Source organism: Stenotrophomonas nitritireducens, from assembly GCF_001700965.1.
Taxonomy (GTDB): Bacteria; Pseudomonadota; Gammaproteobacteria; order Xanthomonadales; family Xanthomonadaceae; genus Stenotrophomonas; species Stenotrophomonas nitritireducens_A.
The window spans coordinates 1,808,104-1,830,127 of the sequence record NZ_CP016756.1 but is presented as its reverse complement, the minus strand read 5'-3'; the positions used below and the strand labels follow the sequence as shown (position 1 = coordinate 1,830,127).

Below are 22,024 nucleotides of genomic sequence, written 5' to 3'. Positions count from 1 at the left end.
AGGCGGGTGCCGGCCTGCGCCTCAGCGCGGCGGGCCACCCCGTCCACCACGGTTGCCCTTCTGGCTGGCCGCCTTGAGCTGTTCTTCAGTCGGTGCCGGCGGTGCCTGGCCCGGTGCCAGTGCGTTGACCTTGCTGCCTTCCTTCAAACGGAACTGGCCTTCGGTGACCACCTTGTCGCCGGCCTGCAGACCCTTGCTGATCACCACGTGGCTGTCGTCGACCTGGCCACCCTGCACCACATCGCGCAGGGTGACGGTGTTGTCGGGCTTGATCAGATAGACGAAATCGCCGGTGCTGCTGCGCTGCACCGCTTCGGCCGGCACCACCACCGCGCCGGGCAGCTCGTTGAGCTTCATCTGCACGTTGACGAACTGGCCCGGCCACAACGCATCGTTGGCATTGGGGAACTGCGCGCGCAGGCGGAAGGTGCCGCTGTTGCTGCTGATCTGGTTGTCCACCACCTGCAACACGCCGTCGGCATTGATCACGCTGCCACCGGTGCGGTCCAGCGTGGAGGTCTGCAGCGGGCCTGCGGCCTGCGCACTGCGCACCGCATCGAGCTGCTGCTCGGGCAGGTTGAACATCACGTAGACCGGCTGCAGCTGGGTAATGGTGACGATCGCGCTGCCGGCGCTGACCACATTGCCCGGGTCGACCGCGCGGATGCCGGCAATGCCGTTGATCGGAGAGGTGATGCGGGTGTAGTCCAGCTGCACCTTGGCCTGCGCGGCCGAGGCCTGCGAGGCAGCCACCGCCGCCTGGTACTGGGCAACCTGGTTGCGCAGCGTGGTCAGGTCGGTCTGCGCCACGAACTGGCGGTATTCCGGCGCGTTGGAGCGCGCGTAGTTGGATTGGGCAGTAGCCAGCAGTGCCTCGTTCTGGCGCTTGCTGGCGATGGCCTGGTCGTACTGGGCCTGGAAGGTGCGCGGGTCGATCTGTGCCAGCAGCTCACCCTTCTTGACCGCCTGGCCTTCGCGGAAGTTGACGCTCAGCAGCTCACCGCCGACCTGCGGACTGACGGTGACGGTATTGAATGCGGTCACCGTACCCTGCGCGGTGAGATAGACCGGCACGTCCTTCTTCTCGGCGGTGACTGCGGTGACCGGCACCGGATCCCGCTCCTGGTTGCCCTTGCCGCCCTGGCCCATGCTGGCTGCCGTACCGCCGGCCTTCTGCTTGCCGCCCCCCATCACCCGATAGCCGATACCGGCCACCAGCAGCACTGCAATGACCAGCAGTACGATCTTCCAGAAACGCGACATGCGAAAACTCCTGAGGAACCGATAGGGGGAAACGTTCAAGGCGCAGAGGATACCCCCGCGCATGTGCGCATGGAGGCATGACCGATGGGCCACGCTTACAGACCCCTGCAGGTGATGAACGTTCCATTGCAGGATTGGTTGACCTGATCGCGCAACGCGCCATGTAGTGCCGAGCCATGCTCGGCAAGGGGCACTACCGGTAGCGCATCAACCTGCGCGAACGTTGTAGGAGCGGCGTCAGCTGCGGAGCCGGCACAATCAGAACCGTAGTTGGCCTGTGATCTGACGGACATTGAGCTTGGCGGCTGACGCCGCTCCTACATGCCGATGGGTTGTGGGGTAAGCCTTTGCCGAGCATGGCTCGGCACTACAGGAGTTTGCCTCGCGCGCCTGTGGGAGCGGCGTCAGCCGCGAAGCCGGCCATGTGGAAATCGCTGATCAAGCCACAACCCGACGAAACCCCAGCTTCGCAATTGACGTTGTTCTTACCTCTGGCTCATCGCAGGCAAGCCCCTGCCGAGCAGGGTTCGGTACCCCAGGACATCGCGCAACACCATGTTTGCTTGGGGTGGCCAGGCAGCGTGGCTGTGCCTTGCCGGCGGGCGGCGGCACAGCGGGCCACTGTACCTGCCTTCTGCCGGTTCGCTGTCGGCGGGTGCTTGGCCCATGATTGCCCTACATTCACCCTGTCCCCGTCTGGAAGGAGAGCTGTCGATGGCCCGCAAGACCGTGTTGCTGTCCGCTTTGCTGTGTGCCCTGTCCCCGTTGGCACAGGCCCAGGACGCCGCGCAGCGGCCGGAGGTGGCCGCCGCCGCCAATCGCCTGCAGCAGCAGGTGGTGGATTGGCGCCGCGACTTCCACGCCCATCCGGAACTCTCCAACCGTGAGGAACGCACCGGCGCCAAGGTGGCCGAGCGCCTGCGCGCGATGGGCCTGACGCCGAAGACCGGGGTGGCCGGGCACGGCGTGGTCGCCATCATCAAGGGCGGCCTGCCTGGCCCGAAGATCGCCTTGCGTGCGGATATGGACGCGCTGCCGGTCACCGAGCAGACCGGCCTGCCATTCGCCTCCAAGGCCACCTCCCAGTACCGCGGCGAGCAGGTCGGGGTGATGCACGCCTGCGGCCATGACGCCCATACCGCCACCCTGCTCGGCGTGGCCGATGCCCTGATGGCCATGCGCGCCACGCTGCCGGGCGAAGTGATGCTGATCTTCCAGCCGGCCGAGGAGGGCGCGCCGCCGCCGGAACAGGGCGGCGCCGACCTGATGCTCAAGGAAGGCCTGTTCAAGGACTTCAAGCCGGAAGCGGTATTCGGCCTGCATGTGTTCTCCAGCGTGCAGGCAGGGCAGATAGCCGTACGCGGTGGCCCGCTGATGGCCGCGTCCGACCGCTTCGGCATCACCGTCAACGGCCGCCAGACCCACGGCTCGGCCCCCTGGAACGGGGTTGACCCGATCGTCGCCGCGTCCGACCTGATCGGCACCGCACAGACCATCGTCAGCCGCCGCGTCAATCTGTCCAAGCAGCCGGCGGTGCTCACCTTCGGCGCCATCAAGGGCGGCATCCGCTACAACATCATTCCCGATTCGGTGGAAATGGTCGGCACCATCCGCACCTTCGATGCGGACATGCGCAAGCAGATCTTCGCCGACCTGCGCAACGTCGCCGAACATACTGCTGCCGCGCACGGCGCCACCGCGGTCACCGACATCTACGAGCAGGAAGGCAATCCGGCCACGGTCAACGACCCGGCACTGACCGCACGCATGCTGCCCAGCCTGCAGGCGGTGGTCGGCAAGGCCAATGTCTATGAGCCGCCGCTGCAGATGGGGTCGGAGGATTTCTCCCTGTATGCCCAGCAGGTGCCGTCGATGTTCTTCTTTGTCGGCTCCACCGGTGCCGGTATCGACCCGGCCACCGCGCCCAGCAACCACTCGCCCAAGTTCCTGCTCGACGAGAAGGCACTGGACGTGGGCATGCGCGCGCTGTTGCAGGTCTCGCTGGATTATCTGCACGGTGGCAAGGCGGGTTGAGTCCGGGTAGTGTCGGGGTTTACCTACAAGGAAGAAGGAGCACCATGACAGCCAGCCTGGCCATGTTGCTGCAGTCGCAGCTCGACCCCGCGCTCACCGCCGAAGCCCTGCTTGCGCAGCTGCGCAGCGATTGGCCAGAGTTGGACCAATCGCTGCTGCGGCTGGGCGAAGTTCCGTCCGAAGGCGACGATGATCAGGAGGCCGGCACCGACGATTCGCCGATGCAATGCCTGGAATACGGCGACCACCTGATCGCACTGATGCCCATCCCGGTGCAGATCGGCGATGACATCGCGCAGATCTGCGCGCACAGCCGGCTGTGGCCGGACGCCACACCGGCGCCGGCGGAGTACGCCGCGCACACCATCGTCACCGTGATGCGCTTCGGTGACGACGGGCAGGAACCCAACCTGATCGCCCAGGCCGCATTGCTCAGCCGCGTGCTGGCCTCGGCCATCGCGCTTTCCGACAGCATCCAGGCGGTGTACTTCGGCAGCGCCAACCACGTGGTGCTGCCGGGCCTGTTCCGCGAGCTGACCCAGGCCACCCTGCCCGAACCGATGCCGCTTGCCTGGGTGGCGATCAACGTCGGCGCGCGCCCGGATGGGGTGATGACCGGGCATACCCGCGGCATGGACATGCTGGGCTTGATGGACATCGAGATTGCCCAGACCCGGGACAATGCCGAAGAGGTGTTCAGCCGGCTCAGCGGCATCGTTGATTACCTGATCGAGAACGGCATGGTCATCAGCGATGGCGACACCCTGGGCGCCACCGAAGAGGAGCGCATCCGGGTGGTCTACGGCCCCTCGGCGCTGGACCCGGAGCGGCAGGTGATGCGGTTGCAGAACGAGCCGATAGCGCCGGCCAAACCGGGCAAATCGTGGTGGGCGCGGCTGCTGAACTGAAGCTGCGCGCGGCGCCGTGTGTGCCACGGAAAAGTGCATCGGTATATCCGACGCTCAAGATGGCGCAATTACACTACGCCGATGAACACCCCCGAAAATTCCAGCCTCGGTCGCGAGGTCGACTATCCCCGTCATTACGACGCCAGTCTGCTGTTCCCGATCCCGCGCGCGGCCGCCCGCGCCGAGATCGGCCTGGGCGATGTACTGCCCTTCGTCGGCGAGGACCGCTGGCATATCTACGAGCTGGGCTGGCTGGATGCGCGCGGCAAGCCCTGCGTGGACACCGCCACCCTGTACGTGCCGGCGACCTCGCCGAACCTGATCGAATCCAAGTCGCTCAAGCTGTACCTGAATTCACTCAACGGGGCACGCTTCAACCGCGCCGAAGCGGTGCGTGAGCGTATTGCCACCGATCTTTCGGTCTGTGCCGGTGCTGATGTACGGGTCGAGTTCGGGCTGCCGCCGGTCGCGCAGGCAGCGGGTGAGAGCATTGACCATCTGGATGTCGCCATCGACAGCTATGGCCCGCCCAATGCCGCCCTGCTGCTGGCCGACAACCGCGCCGTGGTCGAGGAGACCCTGGTCTCGGCCCTGCTCAAGTCCAATTGCCCGGTCACCGGCCAGCCGGACTGGGCCAGCGTCAGCGTCCGCTACCAGGGCCCGCGCATCGACCGTGCAGGTTTGCTGCGTTACCTGGTCAGCTACCGCGATCATGCCGAGTTCCACGAACAGTGCGTGGAGCGGATTTTCCTGGAGCTGAGCCAGCGCTGCCAGCCGACCGCGCTGGAGGTGGAGGCACGCTATACCCGCCGTGGCGGGCTGGACATCAACCCGCGCCGGGCCACCCCTGGTTTGGTCGCCAGCGCCCCGATCCGGGATGCCCGTCAATAAACGTTCAGCTGCCTACGCCGGTTTTTACGTTGGCGCGATGAAACCTTAACAGGCGTCGTGCAATCGTTGCCTCCAGACAGTCACGGAGGAGCTACCTGGATGAGCAGTACTGAAAAGAAAGCCGACTTTTCCGATGTCACCGGCACCGTCAAAAGCACAGAAGAAGTGGTGCAGAAGGCGGATTTTTCCGATGTCAGCGCAACGGTGACCAGCAGCGAAGAGATCGTCGGGGAGCAGCAGTACACCGTGCAGAGTGGTGACAACCTCTCCAAGATCGCCAAGAACCTGTTGGGCGATGGCAATGCGTGGAAGCGCATCTACGACGCCAACCGCGACATCCTGGACGACCCGGACAAGATCCGGCCCGGGCAGACGCTGAAGATTCCGGCGCGTCAGGGCTGATCCCTGCGCTGTTCGTTGCACCCCTTACAAACCAGATTCGGAGCAATTCATGAAGAAGACTTCGCTTAGCAGTGCCCTGATGATCGCTGTGGTCGGTGCCGTTGCACTGGTTGGCTGCAAGAAGAAAGAAGAAGCCGCGCCGACCCCGCCGCCGGCAGCAAGCGCCCCGGCTCCGATGGTTGAATCGGCGCCTGCCGCACCGGTGCTGGCGGTTACCGCAGTGACGGTGGGTAACACTGCCGCAGCCGACATGTCGGTGGCGCCGGTGGCCGTACTGGCCGCCAAGGACAAGATCATCGTGTCGGTCAAGACCAGTGGCACCGCCAGCAATGTGCCGGTGGCTGCCAAGTTGACCTATCAGGACGGCCAGGTGGCCGGTGAGCAGAGCGCCACGCTCAATGCCACCGACACTGGCACCACCAACATCGAATTCACCAAGGCAACGCCGTGGCCGGCTGGCAAGTACACCGCCGACGTCACCGTTGATGGCAAGGCTGCCGGCATGCAGCAGCAGTTCGAGGTGAAGTGAGCAAGGCGTAAGCCGGCGCAACTCTCTCCCGCCGGTGACACGCATGGGCGCAGCCGCCAGGCTGCGCCTTTTTTTATGCAGGTTTTTTTCACCGGGCATTCGTGTCGCCAGGAATCCGGGGCCAGACCCAAAGCAGCGGATTTTTCTTGTTGTGGGAGCGGCGTAAGCCGCGAAGCAGGTACACCATCAGATGACCGGGTTTGAGAACGCTAGCTTCGCGGCTTACGCCGCTCCCACAAGCGCCGCTCGTACCGATAATCAGCAGTGACCGTAGCCCGGGTAAGCGCAGCGCACCCGGGACCTCGGTAACCGATGCAATCGCTGATTGCATGCCGAAAGCCCCGGGTGCGCTGCGCTTACCCGGGCTACCTTGGGTTTGAGATGAGGCGTCGATCTTCATCCACTCCAAAGATCAGCTCCGGCTTGGCGTGCGCCAGATACTGCCGCGAGATTGCTTACGCCGGCCAGCACCGTTCTGCGCACTGTCCAACGGGCTTTGGTGACAGGGGCAACGGTTGCAGCTGAGACCAGCGTGCGCTGCCAAGGCGCGATCCAAGACAGCACAAGGGCTGCGCGCATTTGCCGTGGCGGGTTGCCCGGTTGACCCTACTTCTGCGTATGGTTTTTTTTGCCCGTACCGGCTGAAAACGCGACAATGCGAGGGTTTCCTCATCCGGCAGCCGGATAGGGACTGCGCGCCGGCCCACTGGATGGCCATGCGCCTGCCCGAGCGCCGCTGCCATTCCACGCTCCGCATCCGTCAGCAAGAGAGTTTGTGCCCCCATGTCGAATACGCCGAAGATCATCTACACGCTCACCGACGAAGCTCCGTTCCTGGCCACGCAGTCGCTGCTGCCGATCGTCGATGCCTTTACCGCGACCGCCGGCATTGCCGTCGAAACCCGCGATATTTCCCTGTCCGGCCGCATCCTGTCGCAGTTCCCTGATTTCCTGAAGGACGACCAGAAGGTCAGCGACGACCTGGCCGAACTGGGCGCATTGGCGACCACGCCGGAAGCCAACATCATCAAGCTGCCGAACGTCTCGGCCTCGGTGCCGCAGCTCAAGGCCGCGATCAAGGAACTGCAGGACCAGGGTTTCATCCTGCCGAACTACCCGGACGCGCCGACCGACGACGTGTCGCGCGACATCCAGGCGCGCTACGACCGGATCAAGGGCAGCGCGGTCAACCCGGTGCTGCGCGAAGGCAATTCCGATCGCCGCGCACCGCTGTCGGTCAAGAATTACGCACGCAAGCATCCGCACCGCATGGGCGCCTGGTCTGCCGATTCCAAGTCGCACGTCGCGCATATGGACGGCGGTGATTTCTATGGCAGCGAGAAGTCGGCCACGCTGGCCAATGCCGGCAGCCTGAAGATCGAGCTGGTACAGAACGATGGCAACACCGTCGTGCTGAAGGCAAAGACCGCGGTCAAGGCTGGCGAGATCGTCGACGCCGCGGTGATGAACCGCAAGGCGCTGGCCGCCTTCGTCGACGCGCAGATTGCCGATGCCAAGCGCCAGGGCGTGCTGTTCTCGCTGCATCTGAAGGCGACCATGATGAAGGTCTCCGACCCGATCATGTTCGGTGTCGTCGTCGATGAGTTCTACAAGGACGTGCTCGCCAAGCACGCCGCCAGCCTCAAGCAGATCGGCTTTGATGCCAACAACGGCATCGGCGACCTGTACGCGCGCCTGCCGCAGCTGCCCGCAGCCGAGCAGGAAGCGATCAAGGCCGACATCGCCGCCGAGTACGCCAAGCGCCCGGCCGTGGCGATGGTCAATTCGGACAAGGGCATCACCAATCTGCATGTGCCGTCGGACGTGATCGTCGACGCCTCGATGCCGGCGATGATCCGCGACTCCGGCAAGATGTGGAACGCCGAAGGCAAGCTGCAGGACACCAAGGCAGTGATCCCTGACCGCTGCTACGCCGGCGTGTACCAGGCGGTGATCGAGGACTGTAAGGCACACGGTGCGTTCGATCCGTCCACCATGGGCTCGGTGCCGAACGTCGGCCTGATGGCGCAGAAGGCCGAGGAATACGGCTCGCACGACAAGACCTTCCAGATCGCCGCCGATGGCGTGGTCAAGGTGACCGACGACGCCGGCAAGGTGGTGTTCGAGCATGCGGTGGAAGCCGGTGACATCTGGCGCATGTGCCAGACCAAGGACGCGCCGATCCAGGATTGGGTGAAGCTCGCCGTCAGCCGTGCACGCCTGAGCAACACCCCGGCGCTGTTCTGGCTGGACGCCAAGCGCGCCCACGATGCCCAGGTGATCGCCAAGGTCGAAACCTACCTGAAGGACCACGACACCAGCGGTCTGGATATCCGCATCCTGTCGCCGGAAGAAGCCACCGCCGTTTCGCTGGAGCGCATCCGCAAGGGCCAGGACACCATTTCGGTGACCGGCAACGTGCTGCGTGACTACCTCACCGACCTGTTCCCGATCCTGGAACTGGGCACCAGCGCCAAGATGCTGTCGATCGTGCCGCTGATGGCCGGCGGTGGCCTGTTCGAGACCGGCGCCGGTGGTTCGGCACCCAAGCACGTGCAGCAGTTTGTCGAAGAGGACTACCTGCGCTGGGATTCGCTGGGCGAGTTCCTTGCCCTGGCTGCGGCGCTGGAGCACCTCGGCCAGCGTTACGACAACAAGGGTGCGGCCGTGCTGGCCAATGCGCTTGATGCCGCCAACGGCAAGTTCCTGGACAACGACAAGTCGCCTTCGCGCAAGCTGGGTGGCATCGACAACCGCGGCAGCCATTTCTACCTGGCCATGTACTGGGCGCAGGCGCTGGCCGAGCAGAACGACGACGCCGGCCTGAAGGCCAGGTTCGCCCCGCTGGCCGACGCACTGACCAGCAACGAGCAGAAGATCGTCGACGAACTGGCCGCGGTGCAGGGCAAGCCGGTCGACATCGGTGGCTACTACCGCCCGGACCTGGCCAAGGCCGGCGCGGCGATGCGCCCGAGCGCCACGCTCAATGCCGCCATCGCCAGCCTCAAGGCCTGAGCCCGTAAGAGTGGCGGCGGCATGTTGCCGCCGTCGCTGCACATCGAAAGCCTGCACCCGTCATGGAGGCAGGCTTTCTTGTTTTTGCGTGACGGGGGTGTGTAGCTACGACCAAGGTCGGGGGCCTGCAGGAACGCCGAAAAATCGAAGTGTGGGTCCAATCACCCTTTCACATGCGGCTTCTGGCATAGCCTGATTCGACACGTAGGGAATCGCATGATGCGGGCGCGTCAAAAAGGGGAAGAGGGCATGACCAGGGTGCTGGTAGTGGGCTCGGATACCCGAGAGGAGCAGACGCTCCTTGGGCGACTCAGGGAAATTGCAGGATTGCCGCCGGAAGCATTGCAGCGTTGTGTTGATCTGGACCAGTGCGACTTGTTGTTGGTACGCGATACACCGGCACTGCGCAGTGCCGCACAACATATGGCCAGCAAGCGGCCGGCAATGCGGCTGTGGCTGCATGACGATGCCGGCGCCGTGCACGATGGCCGCGGCAATGGTGTGCTGCACCTGGACCAGGCGCAGATCCAACGCGCGCTGGCCCCGCCAGCAGCACAGGCCGAGGCGTCCACCGATGGTTTGTATCTTGCCTGCGGGGCCAAACAGGTCACCCGTCTGCTGCGCCGTCGGCTACAGGAAAAACAGGGGCGCGCGATGCTGTCCCTGCAGGGGCAGCCGCAGCTGCTGATTGATTTTGAGCACGACCAGATGGTGCCGCTCTACCAGCACCCGGCAGACGGGCCAACGCTGGCGCAGCAGCTGGGCGACGTGTTCGAGCTGTTGGCCTTGCAGGAGTTGTCGCCGGCACGCTTCGAGGCCCTTGCCGACAAACTGTCGCGGCAACCCTTGCGGCCGCTGCTGTGGCAGATGGCGCAGTTTGGCGACAACTGGACCGATTTCGATCGCCGCCTGCAGCAGCACGCGCAGGTGCGCCTGCTGCGTTGGCCGGACTTCCGCGTGCTTGCGCACCAGCACGATGGGTTCCGGCTGTGCTCGCTGCTGCTGAAGAAACCCTGCAGCCTAGTGGAATGCACGCAGCTGCTGGAGGTGGATATCGACGCAACCCGCGCGTTCATGCGTTCGGCCTACCTGTGCGGCTATGCCGAAGCACAGGTGCCTCAGATTGCCGTGGCTGCGGCCACCGCACCGGCCAAAGCCAACGCCAGCACCCTGCTGGCACGGATGTGGCGCAGCGTTCGCCAACGCGCGGGTGCGCACGCATGATCGAGCACAAGGTAGTGATTCTGGGTGCCATGGGCGCGGGCAAATCCACCCTGGTGCGCGCGGTCGCCGGCGGCACTGTCATCGATACGGACGTGATCAATACCGACACCAGCTCCGCCAAGCTGGCCACCACGGTGGCGATGGACTATGCCGACGTGAATCTTCCCAACGGCGACCGCCTGCGCCTGTATGGCACGCCGGGGCAGGAGCGTTTCTCCTTCATCTGGCCGGTACTGCTGCAGGGCGCACGCGGTGTGGTGATCCTGGCCGATGCATCCAGCCCGGATGTGGCGCAGGAAATGGAACGTTACCTGCTGGCGCTGCGCGAACATGCCGCGCAGGTGCCGGCGGTGATCGGTGTTTCCAAATTCGACCTGCGGCCGGATGTGGACCTGGATGCCTGCCTGCTGCAGGCCCAGAAAACCGCTGGCCGGCCACTGCCGCTGGTGCCGTTCGATGCCCGTTCGGAAGATGCGGTGATGCTGTTGATGGATGTATTGATGGGTGAGGTGGAGGCGGCTGCCCTGGTGGAAAATCATGTCTGAGGCAAAGGGGATGGCATTGTTGGAGGACTGGGAAGTCAAAGCGATCGACGTCAGGCTGCAGGAGTTCGCCGGCTCGGTCGATGGCGTGCGCGCTGCCGTGGTTGCCAGCGTTGACGGCTTTGTATTGGCACAGGCCGCAACCCATTCGTCCAGCGGCGAGCGTCTGGCGGCCATGACCAGTGCGATGCTGGCACTGGCATCGGCGGTGGGCCGCGAACTGGCGTTGGGCACGATGGATGTGCTGATGCTGGAGGCCAGCGAAGGCAAGGTATTGATGCAGTCCATCCCGCTGCCGCGGGGTTCGCTGTTGCTGATGGCCGCCTGCGGCCAGCGCAGCGTGATCGGACATGTGCTGTGGAGCGCGCGCGAATGCGGCCGCAAGATCCAGGCGGAATTATCGGCGGAGTGAGGGAAGGGCATAGGCTGTGGGTGGAGTTGCTGCGGCTGCAGCTGCGAAGGTAAAAGCGTAAGCAGAAGCATCCCTCCCCAACCCGTCCGGCCCGAAGGCTCGCGCTTCGGTCGTTCATCAGGTTGCGCGGCAGTGCCGCGCAAGCAGAACGTCTTCACCCCCTGCGCTGCGCGCAAAGGAAGGAGCTGTTTGCTGCGGTCGTTCGGATCGCAGCGCAGCCGCGTCTACCCCCTCCCTTGCGCGCAGCGCAGGGGAGGGTTGGGGAGGGGTGCCTTTTACGCGGAACCAAAAGCCCACCGTGCCGAACAGTCCTCAGTGGCGTATGGTCGATGCACATCCCCGGTGTCCTTTCGCATGCGCTTGCCCTGTATCCGCATTGAGCCAACACCCCGACCGCTGCAGGTGTTGCCGCAATGAACGCCGCCAGCAACGACAGCACGTTGGCCGTCCGCATCGCCAGCTGTATCGCGCAGGGCTTTGAGAACTACCACCGCGACTTCGCGCTGGTCAGCCGGCGCGCACGTGAGCGCTTCCAGCGCCGCGACTGGGCCGCGGCCAGGACCGATGCGGTGGAGCGCATCGAGCTGTACGACCGCTGCGTGGCCCAGTGTCGTACCCAGCTCGATCAACTGCTGCCCGGCAGTGCCGATGCAAGGCCGCTCTGGCAGCAGGTCAAGCAGCACTTCGCCGCGTTGATCGACGGCCGCATCGATGGCGAGCTGTACAAGACCTTCTACAACACGCTGACCCGGCGCCTGTTTGCCACCCACGGCGTGGACGATGGCATCGAGTTCATGGCGCTGGACATCGAACCCTCCGATGCCATCACCCATCCGGTCGCAAGGCATGTCTACGCCGTGTCCGAAGCACGTCCGGTCGAGGCGTTCTCGCGGCTGCTGGCGGACTATGCGTTCGAGCTGCCGTACCAGCATCAACTGCGCTGCGCAGCGGCCATCGCGGTGCGCCTGCAGGATGATCTTGCGCACTGGGGCCCGTACCCGGTACGCGCGATCGAACTGCTGCAGACCGTTTTTTACCGTGAGCGGCGCGCTTACCTGGTCGGACGCGTATTCGGGGAGCATCGCTTCTCGCCCTGCGTGATCGCCCTGGTCAATGATGGTGAAGGCATCCGCGTGGAAGCCGTGCTCAGCCGCCGCCGCGATGTCGCGCATCTGTTCGGCGTGTCGCGCAGTTACTTCCAGGCCGATCTGCCGACCGTGGCCGATGCGGTGGTGTTCCTGCGCAGCATCCTGCCGGGCAAGCCGGTGGATGAGATCTACACCGTGCTGGGCCGCGCCAAACAGGGCAAGACCGAACGCTACCGCACCTTCTTCAGCCACTTCCAGCAGCACGACAACGAGCAGCTGGTGCATGCCGATGGCACTGCGGGCATGGTGATGACGGTATTCACCCTGCCCAGCTACCCGCTGGTGTTCAAGTTGATACGCGACCGCTTTGCCTGGCCCAAGACCATGAGCCGGCAGGATGTGGAGGACAAGTACGCGCTGGTGTTCAACCTTGATCGCATTGGCCGCCTGCTGGACGCGCAACCGTACCGCTATCTGCGCTTCCCGCAGCAGCGCTTCGCGCCCGCCCTGCTGCAGGAACTGATCAGCCAGTGCAGCCAGAGCGTGCGCATTGATGGTGACGAAGTGGAGATTGCGCTGTGCTACGTGCAGCGGCGGTTCCGGCCGTTGAATCTCTATCTGCGCGAGCAGGGCGCCGAGGCCGCACGCGCGGCCGCGCTCGATTACGCTCAGGCCATCCGCGACATGGCTTGCAACAACATCTTCCCCGGCGACATGCTGCTGAAGAATTTCGGTGTGTCGCGGCATGGTCGCGCGGTGTTCTACGACTACGACGAACTGTGCCTGGTCACCGAGTGCAATTTCCGCCACTGGCCGCAGCCGCGCAGCGCCGAAGAGGCGATGGCAGCCGAACCGTGGTTCCACGTTGCACCCAACGATGTCTTTCCCGAACGCTTCGGTTTGTTCATGGGCCTGCCGCGCTCGTCACTGGACGTGGTCCAGGAAAAATTCGCCGAGCTGTTCGACCCGGCATGGTGGCAAGGGCTGCAGGCCGGTTTCCGTCAGGGGCTGTACCCGGATACACCGCCCTACCCACGCTCGCTGCGGCTGGCGTGAGAATGCCAAATGTAGTGCCGCGCCATGCTCGGCGGGAGCGGCACCGGTAAAGCCCCAGCCGAGCACGGCTCGGCTCTACAGGTGGGTGGGCGCTGTAGGAGCGGCGTAAGCCGCGAAGCTGGTACCTGCAGCAGGCGGCGAAGAGCCAACCCCTCCCCAACCCTCCCCTTGGCCTTCGGCCAAAGAAAGGGAGGGGCGAAGTGCCGAGCCATGCTCGGCAGGAGCGGCACCGGTAAATCCCCAGCCGAGCATGGCTCGGCTCCACAGGTGGGGCGGTGCCGTGGGAGCGGCGTCAGCCGCGAAGCTGGTGCTGCAGCAGGCGGCGAAGAGCCAACCCCTCCCCAACCCTCCCCTTGGCCTTCGGCCAAGGGGAGGGGGCGTAGTGCCGAGCCGTGCTCGGCAGAGGCGTCACCGGTAAAGCCAAATGTAGTGCCGAGCCATGCTCGGCAGGGCGTTGCCCGTAGAGCTGCAGCCGAGTCGGTCATGCCCCAGCCGAGCATGGCTCGGCTCCACAGATGGGGGCGTTGTGGAGCGGAGAAGGGAGCATCACTTGCCCGATCAACACCAAACAAAAACCCCGCTTGCGCGGGGTTTTTGTCTGCAGCCAACTCCAACCGGAATCAGCGCTTCATCGAACCGAAGAACTCGTCGTTGGACTTGGTGTTCTTCATCTTGTCCAACAGGAATTCCATCGCGGCGATTTCGTCCATCGGGTGCAGCAGCTTGCGCAGGATCCAGATCTTCTGCAGCAGCTCCGGCTCGATCAGCAGGTCTTCGCGGCGGGTGCCCGAACGGTTGATGTCGATGGCCGGGTAGACGCGCTTCTCGGTGATGCGACGGTTCAAATGCACTTCGCTGTTGCCGGTGCCCTTGAATTCTTCGTAGATCACTTCGTCCATCTTCGAGCCGGTTTCAACCAGCGCGGTGGCGATGATGGTCAGCGAGCCGCCTTCTTCAACATTACGCGCCGCACCGAAGAAACGCTTCGGACGGTGCAGGGCGTTGGCGTCCACACCACCAGTCAGGACCTTGCCGGAGCTCGGTACGACGTTGTTGTAGGCGCGGGCCAGGCGGGTGATCGAGTCCAGCAGGATCACCACGTCCTTCTTGTGCTCGACCAGGCGCTTGGCACGCTCGATCACCATTTCGGCAACCTGCACGTGGCGCGCGGCCGGCTCGTCGAAGGTAGAGGAGACCACTTCGCCGCGCACCGTGCGCTGCATTTCGGTCACTTCTTCCGGGCGCTCATCCACCAGCAGCACGATCATGTGCACTTCCGGATGATTGGTGGTGATGGCCGTGGCGATCTGCTGCATCATCATCGTCTTACCGGCCTTCGGCGGCGAGACGATCAATGCGCGCTGGCCCTTGCCCTGCGGTGCCATCAGGTCGAGGATACGACCGGTGATGTCTTCCGAGGAGCCATTGCCGCGCTCAAGCGTGAAGCGCTTGCGCGGGAACAGCGGGGTCAGGTTTTCGAACAGCACCTTGTTCTTCGAGGCTTCGATCGGCTCACCGTTGATGGTGTCCACGATCGACAGCGCGAAGTAACGCTCGCCATCCTTCGGGAAGCGGATGCGGCCGGACAGGTGGTCGCCGGTACGCAGGTTGAAGCGGCGGATCTGGCTGGGCGAGATGTAGGTGTCGTCCGGGCCGGCCAGGTAGCTGGCCTCGGCTGCGCGCAGGAAACCGAAGCCGTCCGGCAGGATTTCCAGTACGCCGTCGGCGGCGACGCCGTCACCGTGGCGGGTCAGCACCTTGAGCAGGGCGAAGATCACATCCTGCTTGCGGGCACGGGCCACGCCTTCGGAGATCTGCAGCTGCTCGGCGATTTCCAGCAGCTTCTGTGCCGGCATCCGCTTCAGGTCGCTCAGCGAGTAGACCGGGAAGCCTTCCGGCACGCCCGGCATCGAACGCGGTACGAACGGCTCGTTGCCGCCGTCGTTGCTCATGCCGTTGTCGTCACGCGGACGGTTGCGGTCACGGTCGCGACGGTTGCGGAAACGGTCGCGGCGGTTGCCCTGACCCTGGCCTTGGCCCTGCTGATTCTGCTGATTCTGCTGGCCGTAGCGCTGCTGGTTGCCGTCACCGCCGTCCTGGCCGCCACCTTGCGGGGCGTTGTCGCCTGAGCTTGCGGGTGCCTGGGCCTGGCCATCATTGCTGGACGCTGCCGCGGCGGGCGCGGGCGGCGGAGCAGTGGGGGTAGGTGCGGGTGCGGCGGCTACCGGTGCCGGAGCGGCCGGGGCGGCTGGCAACGGCAGGGCCGGCTGGGCGGGAGCAGAGGCACCGCTATCGGCGTTTTCAACTGCTTTGGCAACACGCGGCTTGCGCACGCGCTTCTCGACAGGAGCGTCGGTGCTCCCGGTTTCGGAAGGAGTGTTCTCGGACAAGTGCTTGATTCCTCTCGCTTAGACGTGCGAGCGCCCTGCGGGGCTGCGAATTGGTTGGGATGGTCCGGACGAGAACCCGTCCAGAGGGTGCGGCACGCGAATGCTGCCGGATGTAGCGACACTAACACCGCCAAGCGCGGCGGTGCAAGAGCCTGCAGAACCCTGTTGGGCCGCGGTATGGCAGGCCCGGTGGCCGGCGGCACGGAGCCGCCGGACCTGGCTGGATCAGACCAGCGCCTTGTCGATCATCTGGCTCAGCTGGCCCTTGCCAACCGCGCCGATCTGGGTGGCCTGGATCTGGCCATCCTTGAACAACAGCAGCATCGGGATCGAGCGCACGTGGTACTTGATCGCGGTGGCGCGGTTCTCGTCCACATTGACCTTGGCGATCTTCAGCTTGCCGTCATAGGCGTCGGCCAATTCGTCCAGAACCGGGGAAATCATCTTGCACGGGCCGCACCATTCAGCCCAGAAATCCACCAGGACCGGTTCGCTCGATTGCAGGACGGCGCTGTCGAAGTCGGCATCGCCGACGTGTAAAACCTTATCGCTCACTTGGAGTCTCCTGGTGCAATGCGACTGCCCATGCCGGGTTGGCGGTCGCATTGCGGTAAACTGGGGCATTGCGCGGACAGTGGGCAGGGCCCAGGTGTCGCGCGACCCGGCGCAGGGGCCGCAGTGTGCGACGGTGCCCGAATCGATGCAAGCTGCCCGGCCACACTGACCGGCTGGCACTACAAAGACGAAATCAATGAGCGACAAACCGCTAACCGACGTAACGTTTTCCTCCTTCGACCTGCAGCCTTCACTGCTTGCAGGCCTAGAAAGCGCGGGTTTCACCCGCTGCACCCCCATTCAGGCATTGACCCTGCCGGTGGCGCTGCCAGGCGGCGACGTCGCCGGGCAGGCGCAGACCGGCACCGGCAAGACGCTGGCCTTCCTGGTCGCCGTCGCCAACCGCCTGCTCACCCGCCCCGCGCTGGCTGACCGCAAACCGGAAGATCCGCGCGCGCTGATCCTGGCGCCGACCCGCGAGCTGGCCATCCAGATCCACAAGGACGCGATGAAGTTCGCTTCCGACACCGGCCTGCGCTTCGCGCTGGTCTACGGTGGCGTGGACTACGACAAGCAGCGCGAGCTGCTGCAGCAGGGCGTGGACGTGATCATCGCCACCCCTGGCCGCCTGATCGACTACGTCAAGCAGCACAAGGTGGTTTCGCTGCACGCCTGCGAGATCTGTGTGCTCGACGAAGCCGACCGCATGTTCGACCTGGGCTTCATCAAGGACATCCGCTTCCTGCTGCGGCGCATGCCCGAGCGCACCACGCGCCAGACCCTGCTGTTCAGCGCCACCCTCAGCCACCGCGTGCTGGAGCTGGCCTACGAGCACATGAACGAGCCGCAGAAGCTGGTGGTGGAAACCGAAAGCATCACCGCCGACCGTGTCCGCCAGCGCATCTATTTCCCGGCTGACGAAGAAAAGCTGCCGCTGCTGATCGGCCTGCTGTCGCGCAGCGAAGGCGCCCGCACCATGGTGTTCGTCAACACCAAGGTGTTTGTCGAACGCGTTGCGCGCGCGCTGGAACGTGCCGGCTACCGCGTCGGCGTGCTGTCCGGCGACGTGCCGCAGAAGAAGCGCGAGAGCCTGCTCAACCGCTTCCAGAAGGGCCAGCTGGAAGTACTGGTTGCCACCGATGTGGCCGCGCGCGGCCTGCACATCGACGGCATCAAGTACGTCTACAACTACGATCTGCCGTTCGATGCCGAAGACTATGTGCACCGCATCGGTCGTACCGCGCGACTGGGCGAGGAAGGCGATGCGATCAGCTTCGCCTGCGAACGCTATGCGATGAGCCTGCCGGACATCGAGGCCTACATCGAGCAGAAGATTCCGGTCGAAGCGGTCACCGCTGAACTGCTGACTGCTCTGCCGCGCCCGGAGCGCGCACCGCTGGAAGCCGGTGAAGAGGAAGAAAGCGTGGGCAGCATCTTCCGCGAAGCGCGCGAGCAGAAGGCTGCCGATGAAGCCCGTCGTGGTGGTGGTCGCAGTGGCGGCAAGCCCGGTGAACGGCGTGGTGAGCGCAGTGCCGACGGCAAGCCGCGTCCGCCGCGCAAGCCACGCGTCGAAGGCGCCCCGGCCAACGCCGAAGCCACGCCCAAGCCGCCGCGTCCGGCCGCCGAATCCGCACCGGATGCAGCCAACAGCCCGGCAGTGGAAGGCGAGCGCGCACCGCGCAAGCGTCGCCGTCGTCGTCACGGCCGCCCGCTCGAGGGTGCCGAGGGTGCAGCACCGGCAGTGGCCACTCCGCACAACAACGGCCCGGTGCAGGTACAGGCCAAGCCGATGCGCGGCGGCAACGACAGTGATTCGTTCCTGACCCGCCTGGGCCGCAAGATCCGCCGGATGTTGTCAGGCAGCTGATCGGCCGCGGAGGCCGAGCAGGAAGCCGTAGTGCCGAGCCATGCTCGGCAGAGGCTTTCCCAGCAATGCCAGGGTAGTGCCGAGCCATGCTCGGCAGAGGCTTTCCCAGCATTGCCAAGGTAGTGCCGAACCATGCTCGGCAAGGGCTTTCCCGGTAACGCCCCAGCCGAGCATGGCTCGGCACTACACCCTCCATTTGGCCGAAGGCCAAGGGGAGGGTCGGGGAGGGGTAAGTCCTTCGCATCTGGCTGATGCAGCCCCGGCTTCGCGGCTGACGCCGCTCCTACAGCATGGCTGGCAAGGCCCCTGCCGAGCATGGCTCGGCACTACAACCCCCTCCATATGGCGAGCAGCGCCCTTGCCGAGCATGGCTCGGCACTACCGGCAGTGCTGGGAAGGCCCCTGCCGAGCATGGCTCGGCGCTACAGGTTGCCTATTGCTGTGCATTACGCGTGACCGACATCTCCGCAGCCTGCCTGCGGTCCTGCATAATCGGCAGGATGAGCGTTCTGCGTTTTGACAATGTCAGCAAACAATATGCCGGCGGCCATCAGGCGCTGGTCGATGTCAGCTTTGAAGTGGCGGCCGGCGAAATGCTGTTCGTCACCGGCCATTCCGGTGCCGGCAAGAGCACCCTGCTCAAGTTGATCCACCTCAGCGAACGGCCCAGCCGTGGCGCGGTGCTGTTTGCCGAGCGCAACCTGCTCAAGGTGCGTGGCAGCAAGGTGGCCCTGCATCGGCGCGAGGTTGGCGCGGTCTACCAGGACCACCGGCTGCTGGTGGACCGCAGCATCGGCGAGAACGTCGCCCTGCCACTGATCCTGCGCGGTGACCGCCGCGCCGATACCGGCAAGCGGGTGCGCTCGGTGCTGGAACGGATGGGCCTGGGCCATCGCGAAAAGGCCCTGCCCAGCGAACTGTCGGCCGGTGAGCAGCAGCGCGTGGGCATTGCCCGCGCCATCATTGCCGAGCCCCGCCTGCTGGTAGCCGACGAACCCACCGGCAACCTCGACCCGACCCTGGCCGCGGAAATCATGACCCTGTTTGCCGAACTGCCGGCACGCGGCACCAGCGTGCTGGTGGTCAGCCATGATCTGGCCCTGCTCAAGCAGATGCGCAAGCGCGTGTTGATTCTTGACCACGGCCGCCTGGTCGATGACATCTCGCCGCAGGATCTGGCCGAATGAGCAGCAGCAAACCCGAAAACACCGGCAGCGCCGCGCCGTCGCGGCTGTTCACCTGGTTCAACCATCATCTGCACAGCGTGGTTTTCAGCCTTGGCCGTGCCGTGCGCAAGCCGTGGGCAACCGCGCTGACGGTGGCGGTGATGGCGCTGGCACTGGCATTGCCGTTGGGGCTGTCGATCGCATTGGACAACCTCAAGCATTTCGCCGGCAGCGTGCAGCAGTCGCGCGATATCAATCTGTTCCTGAAGACCGATGTCGATGCGCCGGCGGCTCAGCAACTGGTCACCAGCCTGCGTGCACGCCCCGATGTTGGCGAGGTACTGCTGCGCACACCGGACGAAGGTTTGGCAGAGCTGCGCCAGAACGCCGGGCTGGGCGAGGCCATCGATGCGCTGGGCGAGAACCCGTTGCCGACATTGCTGATCGTGACCCCGGCCAATGGCGATGACGCGGCCCTGGCCAAATCGCTGGAAGCGCTGCCGCAGGCCGATCTGGTCCAGCACGATGCGCTGTGGCGGCAACGGCTGGATGGCTGGCTGAATTTCGGCGCGCGGCTGGTACAGGTGTTGTCGGCCTTGCTGGGCCTGGGCGCGGCGCTGGTGGTAGGCAATACCGTGCGTCTGGATATCCAGGCGCGGCGCGAGGAGATCGGCGTACTGCAGTTGCTCGGTGCCAGCGATGGCTTCATTCGCCGCCCGTTCGTCTACCTGGGTGCGTGGTATGGGCTGGCCGCAGGCGCGCTGGCGCTGGGCTTGATCGCCTTGTGCGGGCTGGCGTTGCGGCCACCGTTGGCAAACCTGTCGCAAAGCTACGGCAGTCCTTTCACCTTGCATGGCCTGGATTTGCTGCATTCGGGCATGGTGCTGGCAGGCACCACGATTCTGGGTTGGTTGGGGGCATGGCTGGTGACGGGCCACTTCCTCAGGCAGACTCGCCCGACTGAAACCTGAGGCCCGCATGTCCACGCACGAGCTCAAGCACCTGATCAGCGACGCGCCGCGGGTAATGGTGGTCGATGGATCCAAACTGGTACGGCGCCTGATCAGCGACGTACTCAAGCGCGAACTGCCCGATGTCGAAGTAGTGGGCTGCGCCAGCATTGCCGAGGCGCGCGAAGCGCTCGCCGCCGGCCCGGTGCACCTGGTCACCACCTCGCTGGCCCTGCCCGATGGCGATGGCCTGGCGCTTGCCCGTGGTGTCCGCGAGACCGCCGGGCAGGCCTATGTGCCGGTGATCGTGGTCTCCGGTGATGCCCAGCAGCACCTGGAACAGCGCCGCTTCACCGAATACGTCACCGATTATTTCGACAAGGCGCTGGGCCATGAAGCCCTGGCCACCTTCATCCGTGGCTATGTGCAGCCCGAGCCGGTGGCCAATGCCACCGTGCTTTACGTCGAGGACAGCCGCGTGGTGGCCGAGGCCACCAAGCGCATGCTCGAACGCCACGATCTGCATGTGGTACACGTGCTCACCGCCGAGGATGCGTTCTCGCTGCTCACCGCCGAGTCGCTGGGCCGCACCACGCGGCAGGTGGACCTGGTGCTGACCGACGTCACCCTCAAGGGCGAGTTGAGCGGCCGTGATGTGGTTGAACGCATCCGCGTCGATTTCGCCTATGGCAAGCGGCGTCTGCCGGTGCTGGTGATGACCGGTGATGGCAACCCGCATAACCAGTCGGCGCTGCTGCAGTCCGGCGCCAATGACCTGGTGCAGAAACCCATCGAAGAACGCCTGCTGGTGACCAAGGTGCTGTTCCAGCTGCGGCTGGCGCGCATGGCACAGCCGGCGGTGGTGCTGTGAGCGAAGAGGGCGCACAGATCCAGCTTGAACCGAGCTGGAAGGCGCGCGTCGGCGATTGGCTGCTGCGCCCGGAGATGCGTGAGCTGTCGGCCTTCCTGCGCAAGCGCAAGGCGGCCGGCGCACATGTGTTCCCGCCTGGCCCGGAAATCTTCGCCGCATTCGACGCCACCCCGTTCGAACAGGTGAAGGTGGTCGTGCTGGGGCAGGACCCGTACCACGGCTATGGCCAGGCGCATGGCCTGAGTTTCTCGGTCAAACCCGATGTGCCGGTGCCGCCGTCGCTGCTCAACATCTACAAGGAGCTGGAGGCCGATCTGGCCATCCCGCGCCCGGACCACGGTTGCCTGTTGCCGTGGGCGCAGCAGGGCGTGCTGCTGCTCAACGCCGTGCTGACGGTGGAAGAGGGCAAGCCCGGCGCGCATCAGGGCCGTGGCTGGGAAGGCTTCACCGACCACGTGGTCGATGTGCTCAACCGAGAGCGCGAAGGCTTGGTTTTCCTGCTGTGGGGCGCCTATGCCCAGCAGAAGGGCAAGGTCATCGACACCGGCCGCCACCGCGTGTTGAAAGCGCCACACCCATCGCCGTTGTCGGCGCACCGGGGCTTCCTTGGCTGCCGTCATTTCTCGCAGACCAACGATTACCTGGCCCGCCGTGGGCAGGCGCGGATCGACTGGCGGCTGCCGGCGCGGGCGGCACTGCCGGCGTAAAACCGGCGCGTCCGGACCCTCGTCACGCACCTCTTACGTTTGTGTGTTTTCATCCGGGCCACGGGGGGACATGCATCCTGCAGGGCCCGGCAGCGTTGCGCCTTAGGGGGCGTTGATGATCAGGGGATATTCCAGCGCGATGAGCGCTCTTTTT

The 22,024-nt window shown here is 65.0% G+C and carries 18 protein-coding genes; 15 read left to right on the top strand and 3 right to left on the bottom strand.

Going from position 1 to position 22,024, the window contains the following annotated elements; genetic code table 11:
- Positions 1-21: 21 nt before the first annotated feature.
- Complete coding sequence (locus BCV67_RS07760; protein WP_062167344.1) at positions 22-1,263, bottom strand: efflux RND transporter periplasmic adaptor subunit; 1,242 nt, start codon at positions 1,261-1,263, stop codon at positions 22-24.
- Between the two features lie 714 nt (positions 1,264-1,977).
- On the opposite strand from BCV67_RS07760, the gene BCV67_RS07755 reads away from it, so the two are divergent.
- The 10 genes from BCV67_RS07755 (at position 1,978) to aceK (ending at position 13,364) form a co-directional block, all read left to right on the top strand.
- On the top strand, positions 1,978-3,297 hold the full coding sequence (locus BCV67_RS07755; protein ID WP_062167342.1) for an amidohydrolase: 1,320 nt from the start codon (positions 1,978-1,980) through the stop codon (positions 3,295-3,297).
- Positions 3,298-3,341: 44 nt separating this feature from the next.
- Positions 3,342-4,205, top strand: a complete 864-nt coding sequence (locus BCV67_RS07750) for a DUF4261 domain-containing protein (RefSeq protein ID WP_062167340.1) — start codon at positions 3,342-3,344, stop codon at positions 4,203-4,205.
- An 81-nt stretch (positions 4,206-4,286) separates the two neighbouring features.
- Positions 4,287-5,096 carry an NADPH-dependent 7-cyano-7-deazaguanine reductase QueF gene (gene queF / locus BCV67_RS07745; protein ID WP_062167338.1) on the top strand — a complete coding sequence of 270 codons (810 nt, stop codon included), beginning with the start codon at positions 4,287-4,289 and terminating at the stop codon, positions 5,094-5,096.
- A gap of 99 nt (positions 5,097-5,195) precedes the next feature.
- The gene (locus tag BCV67_RS07740) at positions 5,196-5,498 is read left to right on the top strand and encodes a LysM peptidoglycan-binding domain-containing protein (RefSeq protein ID WP_062167336.1); all 303 of its coding nucleotides are present in this window, start codon (positions 5,196-5,198) and stop codon (positions 5,496-5,498) included.
- Positions 5,499-5,547: 49 nt separating this feature from the next.
- On the top strand, positions 5,548-6,027 hold the full coding sequence (locus BCV67_RS07735) for a hypothetical protein (RefSeq protein ID WP_062167334.1): 480 nt from the start codon (positions 5,548-5,550) through the stop codon (positions 6,025-6,027).
- Positions 6,028-6,810: 783 nt separating this feature from the next.
- Positions 6,811-9,042 carry an NADP-dependent isocitrate dehydrogenase gene (locus tag BCV67_RS07730; protein WP_062167332.1) on the top strand — a complete coding sequence of 744 codons (2,232 nt, stop codon included), beginning with the start codon at positions 6,811-6,813 and terminating at the stop codon, positions 9,040-9,042.
- Between the two features lie 249 nt (positions 9,043-9,291).
- On the top strand, positions 9,292-10,266 hold the full coding sequence (locus BCV67_RS07725) for a hypothetical protein (RefSeq protein WP_062167329.1): 975 nt from the start codon (positions 9,292-9,294) through the stop codon (positions 10,264-10,266).
- Complete coding sequence (locus tag BCV67_RS07720) at positions 10,263-10,811, top strand: GTP-binding protein (protein WP_062167328.1); 549 nt, start codon at positions 10,263-10,265, stop codon at positions 10,809-10,811. Before BCV67_RS07725 ends, BCV67_RS07720 begins: the two co-directional genes overlap by 4 nt.
- Positions 10,804-11,220, top strand: coding sequence for a roadblock/LC7 domain-containing protein (locus tag BCV67_RS07715; protein WP_062167326.1), 417 nt, complete (start codon positions 10,804-10,806; stop codon positions 11,218-11,220). The genes BCV67_RS07720 and BCV67_RS07715 overlap by 8 nt, the downstream gene beginning before the upstream one ends.
- A 413-nt stretch (positions 11,221-11,633) precedes the next feature.
- Positions 11,634-13,364 (top strand): bifunctional isocitrate dehydrogenase kinase/phosphatase, encoded by a 1,731-nt coding sequence (gene aceK / locus BCV67_RS07710; protein WP_062167324.1) that lies wholly within the window; start codon positions 11,634-11,636, stop codon positions 13,362-13,364.
- A 620-nt stretch (positions 13,365-13,984) separates the two neighbouring features.
- Here the strand turns inward: aceK and rho are convergent.
- Together rho and trxA are read right to left on the bottom strand one after the other, a co-directional pair.
- Positions 13,985-15,754 carry a transcription termination factor Rho gene (gene rho, locus BCV67_RS07705; protein ID WP_062167322.1) on the bottom strand — a complete coding sequence of 590 codons (1,770 nt, stop codon included), beginning with the start codon at positions 15,752-15,754 and terminating at the stop codon, positions 13,985-13,987.
- A 225-nt stretch (positions 15,755-15,979) separates the two neighbouring features.
- A complete protein-coding gene (gene trxA, locus BCV67_RS07700; protein ID WP_057628040.1) occupies positions 15,980-16,309 on the bottom strand; it encodes a thioredoxin TrxA in 330 nt (109 codons plus the stop codon).
- A gap of 196 nt (positions 16,310-16,505) precedes the next feature.
- Between trxA and rhlB the strand changes: the two genes are divergently transcribed.
- The 5 genes from rhlB (at position 16,506) to ung (ending at position 21,870) form a co-directional block, all read left to right on the top strand.
- A complete protein-coding gene (gene rhlB / locus BCV67_RS07695; RefSeq protein ID WP_062167320.1) occupies positions 16,506-18,176 on the top strand; it encodes an ATP-dependent RNA helicase RhlB in 1,671 nt (556 codons plus the stop codon).
- 500 nt (positions 18,177-18,676) lie between these two features.
- Entirely contained in the window at positions 18,677-19,363 is a 687-nt protein-coding gene (gene ftsE, locus BCV67_RS07690; RefSeq protein ID WP_062167318.1) for a cell division ATP-binding protein FtsE, read from the top strand.
- On the top strand, positions 19,360-20,313 hold the full coding sequence (gene ftsX / locus BCV67_RS07685) for a permease-like cell division protein FtsX (protein WP_062167316.1): 954 nt from the start codon (positions 19,360-19,362) through the stop codon (positions 20,311-20,313). Before ftsE ends, ftsX begins: the two co-directional genes overlap by 4 nt.
- 7 nt (positions 20,314-20,320) lie before the next feature.
- Positions 20,321-21,163, top strand: a complete 843-nt coding sequence (locus tag BCV67_RS07680) for a response regulator (protein ID WP_057628046.1) — start codon at positions 20,321-20,323, stop codon at positions 21,161-21,163.
- Positions 21,160-21,870 carry a uracil-DNA glycosylase gene (gene ung / locus BCV67_RS07675; RefSeq protein ID WP_062167314.1) on the top strand — a complete coding sequence of 237 codons (711 nt, stop codon included), beginning with the start codon at positions 21,160-21,162 and terminating at the stop codon, positions 21,868-21,870. Before BCV67_RS07680 ends, ung begins: the two co-directional genes overlap by 4 nt.
- Positions 21,871-22,024: the final 154 nt, after the last annotated feature.

Coding starts and splice junctions, on each gene's coding strand:
- BCV67_RS07760 (WP_062167344.1), bottom strand. CDS start 1,263: ATGTCGCGTTTCTGGAAGATCGTACTGCTGGTCATTGCAGTGCTGCTG.
- BCV67_RS07755 (WP_062167342.1), top strand. CDS start 1,978: ATGGCCCGCAAGACCGTGTTGCTGTCCGCTTTGCTGTGTGCCCTGTCC.
- BCV67_RS07750 (WP_062167340.1), top strand. CDS start 3,342: ATGACAGCCAGCCTGGCCATGTTGCTGCAGTCGCAGCTCGACCCCGCG.
- queF (WP_062167338.1), top strand. CDS start 4,287: ATGAACACCCCCGAAAATTCCAGCCTCGGTCGCGAGGTCGACTATCCC.
- BCV67_RS07740 (WP_062167336.1), top strand. CDS start 5,196: ATGAGCAGTACTGAAAAGAAAGCCGACTTTTCCGATGTCACCGGCACC.
- BCV67_RS07735 (WP_062167334.1), top strand. CDS start 5,548: ATGAAGAAGACTTCGCTTAGCAGTGCCCTGATGATCGCTGTGGTCGGT.
- BCV67_RS07730 (WP_062167332.1), top strand. CDS start 6,811: ATGTCGAATACGCCGAAGATCATCTACACGCTCACCGACGAAGCTCCG.
- BCV67_RS07725 (WP_062167329.1), top strand. CDS start 9,292: ATGACCAGGGTGCTGGTAGTGGGCTCGGATACCCGAGAGGAGCAGACG.
- BCV67_RS07720 (WP_062167328.1), top strand. CDS start 10,263: ATGATCGAGCACAAGGTAGTGATTCTGGGTGCCATGGGCGCGGGCAAA.
- BCV67_RS07715 (WP_062167326.1), top strand. CDS start 10,804: ATGTCTGAGGCAAAGGGGATGGCATTGTTGGAGGACTGGGAAGTCAAA.
- aceK (WP_062167324.1), top strand. CDS start 11,634: ATGAACGCCGCCAGCAACGACAGCACGTTGGCCGTCCGCATCGCCAGC.
- rhlB (WP_062167320.1), top strand. CDS start 16,506: ATGAGCGACAAACCGCTAACCGACGTAACGTTTTCCTCCTTCGACCTG.
- ftsE (WP_062167318.1), top strand. CDS start 18,677: ATGAGCGTTCTGCGTTTTGACAATGTCAGCAAACAATATGCCGGCGGC.
- ftsX (WP_062167316.1), top strand. CDS start 19,360: ATGAGCAGCAGCAAACCCGAAAACACCGGCAGCGCCGCGCCGTCGCGG.
- BCV67_RS07680 (WP_057628046.1), top strand. CDS start 20,321: ATGTCCACGCACGAGCTCAAGCACCTGATCAGCGACGCGCCGCGGGTA.